Genomic DNA, 8,194 nt, shown 5'->3' on the forward strand with positions numbered 1-8,194 from the left:
CCCCACCCCGCCGCCCGCGGCCGCCGGCGGGGGGGCGGGCCGCCCGCGCCGGCGCCCCCCCCGCCCCCCCCCCCCCCCCCCCCCCCCCCCCCCCCCCCCCCCCCCCCCCCCCCCCCCGCCGCGCGTCAGGAGAACTCGGGGCTGCCGATGGTGTCCACCCACTCGCGGACCTGGGCCTCGTCCTCGCTGAAGGCCAGGGACAGCATCAGGAGCAGCCGGGCCTTCTGCGGCAGCAGGTCCTCCATGCCGATGACGCCGGGGGTGGGTTCCTCGGCGTCGTAGATGGAACCGGAACCGGTGCGGGTGGTGGTGCCGAAGAGGACCCCCTGCTCCAGGGCGGCGGTGCGGGCCTCGCGCATCGCCGGGGAGATCCCGCCCGCACCCGTACCCGCGGTGACGATGCCCTCCACGCCCGCGGCGGCGAACGCGGAGATCGCCTCGCCGCCGGCCTCCTGGTAGGAGTACGCGATCTCCACGCGCGGCAGGTCCGCCGCCCCGATCGTGGACACGTCGAACGGCGTGGACCACGATGCCGTCCCGCACTGCTCCGCCCGTGCCGGTGCCCGGCGCGTCGTCACCCGCTCCTCGTCGATCACGCCGAGGGCGCCGAACTGCCCGCCGTCGAACGTGTCCAGGCGCAGCGCGTCGGTCTTGGTCACCTCGCGGGCCGCGTAGAACTCGTCGTTGAGCATGATGACTGCGCCGTAGCAGGTCGTCTCGCCGCTGCCCGCCAGGCGGATCGCGTTGAACAGGTTCGCCGGGCCATCGGCACCGATCACGTTCGAGGGCCGCATGGCGCCGGTGAGCACGACCGGCTTGTCGCTGCGGACCGTCAGGTCCAGCCAGTACGCGAACTCCTCCATCGTGTCGGTGCCGGTGGTGACGACGACGCCGTCCGACGTCTTCAGCGCCTCGTCCACGGCGAGGGTGAGCTCGCGGAACTGCTCGATCGTGTACCCGCTGGACCCGGCGTTGCCGAACTGGACGGTCTCGACCTCCGCCACGCCGGACAGTTCCGGTTGCAGCGCGCCGACGAGGTCCGCGATCGGCACCTGCCCGGCGCGGTAGGTCTGCAGCGCGTCGCGGGACTCCGCCAGGCCGGCGATGGTGCCGCCGGTGCCGATGACGGTGACCTCCGGGGTGCGGTGGTTCCCCTGCGCGGCGGGGGCAGCCACGGCCAGGGCGGGTGCAGCCACGGCGGTGGCGGGTGCGGCGGCCGGGGTCGCGCCGGCGGGCAGGACGGTGGAGACACCGAGCGCGACACCGGCGGCGAGGGTCCCGGAGACGAGAGCGGTGGTGAGGGTCGAACGTCGGGACACGGGTCTTCTCCCTGAGACGGCGGCGCTCCGGTGGGCACCGGAGTGCCGAACCCTAGGGAACTCCTGTGTCCGCGTTGTTACGGATCGGTGCCGCCCGCAACACGACGGAAACCCCGTGCTCCGGGCGGTCAGGACAGCCGCCGAGGCCCCTGTCCACCGACGTAGGCGGCGAGGTGCTCACCGGTGAGGGTGCAGCGGGCGGCGACGAGGTCGGCGGGCGTGCCTTTGGTGGTCGGGCAAGCACCGCCGCCACGGCGGCAACGTCCAGGTTCTCACCGCCCCCGACGGCTGGCCGATCCGGGTCTCACCCGTGCGCCCGGGACGTGAGCACGACGTTCCCCCACGCCAGGGCGTGGGAGGTGCCCCCACCTGCGCCCGCACCCACCCCGACCTGCTACCCGCGCTGGTCGAGTTCGGGTCTGCTGCATGATCAGGTGACACCGACGCTGGCTTGCCCGAGAGGCAGCCTGGGAGGATGCCGCTGTGCCCAAGCCCTACCCCCGCGAGTACCGCGACGACGTCGTGCGGGTGGCTCGCAACCGCGAGTCCGGCGTGACGCTGGAGCAGATCGCCGCCGACTTCGGCATCCACGTCATGACGCTGTCGAAGTGGATGCGCCAGGCCGACGTCGACGAGGGTGCCAAGCCCGGTGTCAGCACAAGCGAGAGCGCTGAGCTGCGCCAGGCCCGTGCTCGCATCAGGCTGCTGGAGCAGGAGAACGAGGTGTTGCGCCGGGCGGCGGCCTACCTCTCCCAGGCGAACCTGCCGGGAAAAGGCTCTACCCGCTCGTGAGCGAGCTCGCTGCTGAGGGCATCCCGGTAGCGGTCACGTGCAGGGTGTTGAAGATCGCTCGGCAGCACTACTACCGATGGCTCGCCGAGCCGATCACACCGGCTGAGCTGGAAGAGGCCTACCGGGCCGACGCGCTCTTCGACGCTCACCGAGAGGACCCCGAGTTCGGCTACCGCTACCTCGCCGAGGAAGCCCGCGATGCCGGCCGGCCGATGGCCGAGCGAACCGCGTGGCGGATCTGCTCGACCAACGGCTGGTGGAGTGCCTTCGCCAAGCGGCGCAGCAAGAACGGCAAGAAGCCAGGACCGCCTGTCCACGACGACTTGGTCCAGCGCAACTTCACCGCCGAGCAGCCCAACCAGCTCTGGCTCACCGATATTCCCCCACTTCGTGGGAGGTGCCCCCTCCGAGCACAAGACGCTCGAGGGCAAGCTCTACCTCTGCGCCATCAAGGACGCCTTCTCCCGCCGGATCGTGGGCTACTCCATCGACTCCAGGATGAAGTCGCGTCTGGCGGTGGCCGCCTTGGCCAATGCCGTCGCCCGCCGCCGGGTCGAGGACATGGACGTGGCCGGCTGCGTGGTGCACAGCGACCGCGGGTCGCAATTTCGATCAAGGAAATACGTCCACGCTCTCGCCCGTCACGGGCTGGTCGGGTCGATGGGCCGCGTCGGCGCCGCCGGCGACAACGCCGCGATGGAAAGCTTCTTCGCCCTGCTGCAGAACAACGTCCTGGACCGCCAGTCCTGGGCCACCCGTGAGGAGCTGCGGATCGCGATCGTGACCTGGATCGAGCGGACCTACCACCGGCGCCGCCGCCAGGCTGGTCTGGGTCGACTGACCCCCATCGAGTACGAGCCATCATGACGCCACCGGCCAGTCAGGCCGCGTGATGTGATCTGTCACCTGATCATGCAGCAGACCCGAACCCCCGCACGGCTTCCTGCTGAGCTGTCCGCCTTCGGTCATTGATCATGACCCGATCAACTGGACAGCGACTCCGGAGAAGTTGGTGGTGATCAAGTTGCGTTGGCGTGCTCTGACCTGAGTCCGCTTCTGTCCGTGGCGCATCACTGCGATCATCGACATCGACCTAATGTTGAGCACTTGGGGGAACCGTTACTGACGAAGGCTCACTGAGCATTTCTCTGTAGGCCGTCGACGGTGACTGTAGGTAACGGAGCATGGGTCCGCGCTGGTGGGTGGGGGCAGGACTCCGGTAGAGACAGGGCCTCCTACAGCAACTGCACCACCGGAGTCCTACCGTGCCCGAGTCTGTCACCTACACCGCCGTGCTGCCCACCTCCCGGGCCACGGTGCAGCACATCGCCGCCCTGCTGCTGCGCCACCGCCTGGTGCTGGGCACCCGCACCGGCCGGCGGGTCCTGGATGCTTCGCCCAGGCAGTGCTGGGGGCACCTCCCACGAAGTGGGGGAATCTGCCGGTTCCTGCTCGACGCCGTGCGGGTGGCCCAGTTGGCCCGCGACAACGCCATGGGCACCTCGACGACGTACTGGTACGTGCACGAGGCCCTGGACGTGATCGCCGCGCAGGCACCCCGGCTGCGCCCGGCGCTGCTGGCCGCGCACGCCGCCGGGCACAGCCACGTCAACCTGGACGGGACATTGATCGCGACCAATCGGGTTGCGGTGCAGGGCCCGACGAAGGGCGTGGACCTCTGGTGGTCGGGCAAGCACCACAAGCACGGCGGGAACATCCAGGTCCTCACCGCCCCGGACGGCTGGCCGATCTGGGTCTCCGGCGTCCGCCCGGGTCGTGAACACGACATCACCTGTGCCCGCATCCACGCTGACCTGCTGGATGCGCTGGTCGAGTTCACCGGCGCCGGTCACGCGGTGCTGGCCGACCTGGGCTATGAGGGCGAACGAGCTCGCCTCACCTGCCCGCACAAGCTCCCCAAGGACCGCGACCTGGAGACGTCGCAGAACGCACCTTCAACCGCGTTCACGCCTACGTGCGCGCCCGCGCCGAGCAGGGCAACGCCTGGCTGAAGAACTACCGGGCCCTGCAGAAGGTGACGCTGTGCCCGCAGCGGATCGGGGCCATCGCCGCTGCCGTCCTCGTCCTGCTGCACCTCGAACACGATCGCACCACCTGACCCAGCGTGACGATCAAGCCGCTACAGAGAAATGCTCACTGAGCTCACCGCCTCCGAGGTGGAGCTGCGGCCAGTGTGAAGACGGCAGCGAACCCGTGACGGTTCAGTCCGTGGACCGACCTCCTCGGCAACCACACCGTGGCGATCGCGCCGTGAAGCATGCGGCATTGCGGGCCAGGGTGCGGCACTCCGTGGGTGCGTCCCGGCCTTCTGCGCCGCACCGAGCCGCACGAAGGTGGAGCCATGCCCAACACCTTCCCCACCTTCACGGCCGCCGGACTGGCGGCCGTGCGCGCCGGCGCCGACCGGCCGCTGCTGCTGACCAACGCGACGGTCCACACCCTCGACCCGCTGATCGGCACCATGCCCGGCGCTGACGTGCTCATCGGCGGGGCGCTGATCGTCGGCGTCGGGCCCGGCATCGTCACCGCCGCCGAGGACGACGGCGCCGTGGTCATCGACGCCACCGGCACCACTGTGCTCCCCGCCTGCCTGGACGCGACCGTCACCCTGGGCACCGCCGCGCGCGGCACCGGCTCCGGGACGCTCGCACCCGGCGCGGACGCCGGCGTCATCGTCGTGCCCGACGAGCACGCCCCGGACCTGGCCACGGCGCTGCACACTGCGTTCACCCAGCCCGAACTGCTGCTGGCCGTGCTGCAGCAGGGACGCCCCGTGCACTGGGCCGGCCGCTTGCTGACCGGTGCGGCCACCGCACCGCTGCAGCCGGACCGGCTCGCGGTCGACCCCGGCCGCGTGGGCGTCTGGATCGACACCGACGACTTCCTGCACCAGGACCTGACCGCCGACGGCCGCTACGACGAGACCCGCGGTGGTCGCCCGCACGCCTTCACGGGCCGCTACTGGATCGACGGTGAGCGCATCGACTACCTCGACGACCTCGGCTTCTGGGCCTTCGGCCGCTTCAGCCACGACGGAACCGACGACGCCCTGCACCACGCCGGCTACACCATGCACCGAAAGGACGCCCGATGAGCACCGACGTCACCCTTGACGCGCTGAACCGCTCCGCCACCGATCCCGACCGCCTGGTCTTGCTGCGCGGCGCGAGCGTGGTGACGATGGATCCTGCGCTGGGCACCATCGACGCCGGTGAGGTCCTGGTCCGCGGCTCGCGCATCCTCGACGTCGGCCGCGGCCTGCCGGACACCGGCGCGCTCGTCATCGACGCGGCCGGCAGCATCATCGCCCCGGGCATGGTGGACACCCACCGGCACGCCTGGCAGGCGCAGATGCGCCGCACCATCCCCGACGTCGACGACCTCGGCGGGTACCTGCGTTCCACGCTGATGAACGTCGCGCCGGCCTACACCCCCGACGACATCTACCTCGGCACCCGACTGGCCGCGCTGACCGCGCTGGACGGCGGCATCACCACGATGCTCGACTTCTCGCACAACTCGCGCACCGCCGCCCACTCCGACGCTGCGATCACCGCGCTGATCAACTCGGGCATCCGCGGCGTGCACGCCTCGATGGCCCCGCACTTCGGCGCCTGGGACGGGCAGTGGCCCGCGGACCTGGCCAGGCTGCGGGCCACCCACGTGCCCACCGACGAGCAGCTGGTGACTCTGCGCATGGCGGCGCTGGCCACCGCGGACATCGCCGGTCACCTGGCGTACGGACCCGAACTGGCCCGGATCGCCGCGGACCTGGACATCGGCGTGAGCCTGGACGTCGTCTTCGGGCAGGGCGCCTCGAAGGAGATCCTGCGCTGGCGCGAGCAAGGACTGCTGGGCCCGCACCTGGAGGCCATCCACTGCACGGCGCTGTCCGCCGAGGCCTGGGCGGCGATGCGCGAGCACGGCGTGAGCGTCTCGCTGGCCCCCACCTCCGATGCCCAGATCGGCCTGGAGGACGCCGTCCCACCGGTCGACGAGGCCCTCGCGCACGGCATCCGGCCCGGGCTGTCGGTGGACGTGGAGGTCGCGCTGGCCTCGGACATGTTCACCCAGATGCGAGCGCTGCTGACGATCCAGCGCATGCGCGCGGTCAACGCCACTTACGGCACTCAGGACGAAGCCGCCCGCATCACCACCCGCGACGTGCTCGACTTCGCCACCTTGTCGGGAGCGCGCACCTTGCGGCTGGACGACCGCACCGGCTCCCTCACCCCCGGCAAGCAGGCCGACCTCATCGTCGTGGACGCCGAGGCGATCAACACCATGCCGCTGCACGACGCCGTCGGCACCCTGGTGCTGGGAGCAGACCGCTCGAACATCACCTCGGTGTGGGTGGCCGGCCAGGTGCGCAAGTGGAACGGCGCGCTCGTCGGGGTGGACGTCGACGCCCTGCGCACCCGGGTGCACGATTCCGTCGCTGCGATCACCGAGCGCCTCGCGACCACCGGAGCCGGCCGGTGATCCCACCGAGCGCCACCACGTTCGTCCTCGCGGACCTGCACGTCATGACCACGCCCGGAACCGTGGCGCCCGGCGACCTGCACGTGGCCGGCAGACACCTGGGCAGGGAACCGGCCGCCCCGGGGACGGAGGTGATCGGCGCCGACGGCGCCTGCGCCGTCCCGCTGCTGGTCGACAGCGCCGTCGCGCAACTGCCGCCCGACCGGCGCGGCAGGTACGACCTCCTCCCCGGCAACCCGGCCACCTTCGCCCTGGTGCGTCGCCCGGTCACCGAGGCGCAGGTGCGCGCCATGCTGGTCGTGAACCCACCGGACCTGCTGGCGGTGTGGGTCGCCGGGCACCTGGAGGCCTGGCACGGCAAGCCGACCCGGGCCGCAGGAGAAGACGTCGCCGACCCGGCCGTGCGGGCAGCGTGGGTGGGCACCTGGCAGGACCCCGGCCGCGGCCTGCTGCAGCACCTGCGGCCCGATGGGCGCTACTCCGAGACCCGGGGCGGGCGCGCCGACGCCTACACGGGCCGCTACTGGGTGCGCGAGGATCGAATCACGTACCTGGACGACTGCGGGTTCTGGGCCTTCGGTCAGCTGCTGGATGGTGTCTTGCACCACGCCGGGTTCGTCATGACACGCCGCTGAGCCAGTGCTGACCCAGTGTTGATCCGCCGCTGGGCCGCCGCTGCGCCTAACTCGTGTGGGCGACGGGTCAGCGGCGCGCCCAGCCTGACCCGGCGCTGCCTGACCCGGCGCTGCCTCACCCGGCGCTGCCTGGCGCAGGCCGGGTCGGCAGCCTCGGCTGCCAGGGAGCGCCAGGTCCTGGTAGCGCAAGCGGACGCCCGTCTACGGTCTAAGCGTGAGCACCTCAGACCTCGGAGCGTTCCTCAAGGCCCGTCGCGGCCACGTGCAGCCGGCAGACGTGGGGCTGCCGGCGCACACCAGCCGCCGGGTGAGCGGACTGCGCCGCGAGGAGGTGGCCATGCTCGCCGGCGTCAGCGTGGACTACTACGCCCGCCTGGAACAGGGCCGCGAACGCAACCCCTCACCTTCAGTGCTCAACGCGATCGCCAACGCCCTGTGCCTGGACCACGACCAGCGCGGGCACCTCTTCCGCCTGGCCGACCTGGCGCCCACCGCCCTGGCTCCCGTGGCCGCCGCCGCGCCACAGGCGCTGAAGGACCTGCTGCAGGCCTGGCCGCACACCCCCGCGGTGATCATCAATCGGCAGCTGGACGTGCTGGCACACAACGCGCTGGCCGGCGCCTTGTACTCGCAGTTCACCCGCATCGACAACGTGGCGCGCATGACGTTCCTGGATCCGGCCGGTGCCCATTTCTACAGCCACTGGAACCGGGCCGCGGAATCGTGCGTGGCCAGCCTGCGCCTGGCCTTGGGGCACGTGGACTGCGCTGACGCCGTGCGCCGCCTGGTGCTGGAGCTGTCCGCGGCCAGCGCTGCCTTCCCTGTCTGTCAGGGTGAGTTGAGGCCAGCCGCTCGTAGCAACCTCTCCTGACAGGGCGAGATCGGAACCATGATCGTGACCGTGACGACACCCACCCCCGTGGTCGAAGATGGACAGGTGACTGC

At 71.3% G+C, this 8,194-nt stretch carries 5 protein-coding genes and 3 pseudogenes; 7 read left to right on the top strand and 1 reads right to left on the bottom strand.

Annotated features, from left to right (window positions below):
- Positions 1-125: 125 nt before the first annotated feature.
- Complete coding sequence (locus ACRYM0_RS19580) at positions 126-1,319, bottom strand: asparaginase (protein ID WP_432507527.1); 1,194 nt, start codon at positions 1,317-1,319, stop codon at positions 126-128.
- Positions 1,320-1,542: 223 nt separating this feature from the next.
- Here ACRYM0_RS19580 and ACRYM0_RS19585 point away from each other — a divergent pair.
- The 7 genes and pseudogenes from ACRYM0_RS19585 to ACRYM0_RS19615 all read left to right on the top strand — a co-directional run.
- Positions 1,543-1,657, top strand: a pseudogene (locus ACRYM0_RS19585) (transposase family protein); the annotation flags it as partial.
- A 145-nt stretch (positions 1,658-1,802) separates the two neighbouring features.
- Positions 1,803-2,978: pseudogene (locus ACRYM0_RS19590) on the top strand (IS3 family transposase).
- Between the two features lie 398 nt (positions 2,979-3,376).
- Positions 3,377-4,230, top strand: a pseudogene (locus ACRYM0_RS19595) (HARBI1 family protein).
- A 243-nt stretch (positions 4,231-4,473) separates the two neighbouring features.
- Complete coding sequence (locus tag ACRYM0_RS19600; RefSeq protein WP_432507528.1) at positions 4,474-5,226, top strand: Atu4866 domain-containing protein; 753 nt, start codon at positions 4,474-4,476, stop codon at positions 5,224-5,226.
- Positions 5,223-6,614, top strand: a complete 1,392-nt coding sequence (locus ACRYM0_RS19605; protein WP_432507529.1) for an amidohydrolase family protein — start codon at positions 5,223-5,225, stop codon at positions 6,612-6,614. Before ACRYM0_RS19600 ends, ACRYM0_RS19605 begins: the two co-directional genes overlap by 4 nt.
- A complete protein-coding gene (locus tag ACRYM0_RS19610; protein WP_432507530.1) occupies positions 6,611-7,249 on the top strand; it encodes an Atu4866 domain-containing protein in 639 nt (212 codons plus the stop codon). The genes ACRYM0_RS19605 and ACRYM0_RS19610 overlap by 4 nt, the downstream gene beginning before the upstream one ends.
- A gap of 214 nt (positions 7,250-7,463) precedes the next feature.
- A complete protein-coding gene (locus tag ACRYM0_RS19615) occupies positions 7,464-8,120 on the top strand; it encodes a helix-turn-helix domain-containing protein (protein ID WP_432507531.1) in 657 nt (218 codons plus the stop codon).
- The last annotated feature ends 74 nt before the right edge of the window (positions 8,121-8,194 follow it).

It is taken from the genome of Kineococcus arenarius subsp. arenarius, assembly GCF_050871845.1.
Taxonomy (GTDB): Bacteria; Actinomycetota; Actinomycetes; order Actinomycetales; family Kineococcaceae; genus Kineococcus.

Coding starts and splice junctions, on each gene's coding strand:
- ACRYM0_RS19600 (WP_432507528.1), top strand. CDS start 4,474: ATGCCCAACACCTTCCCCACCTTCACGGCCGCCGGACTGGCGGCCGTG.
- ACRYM0_RS19605 (WP_432507529.1), top strand. CDS start 5,223: ATGAGCACCGACGTCACCCTTGACGCGCTGAACCGCTCCGCCACCGAT.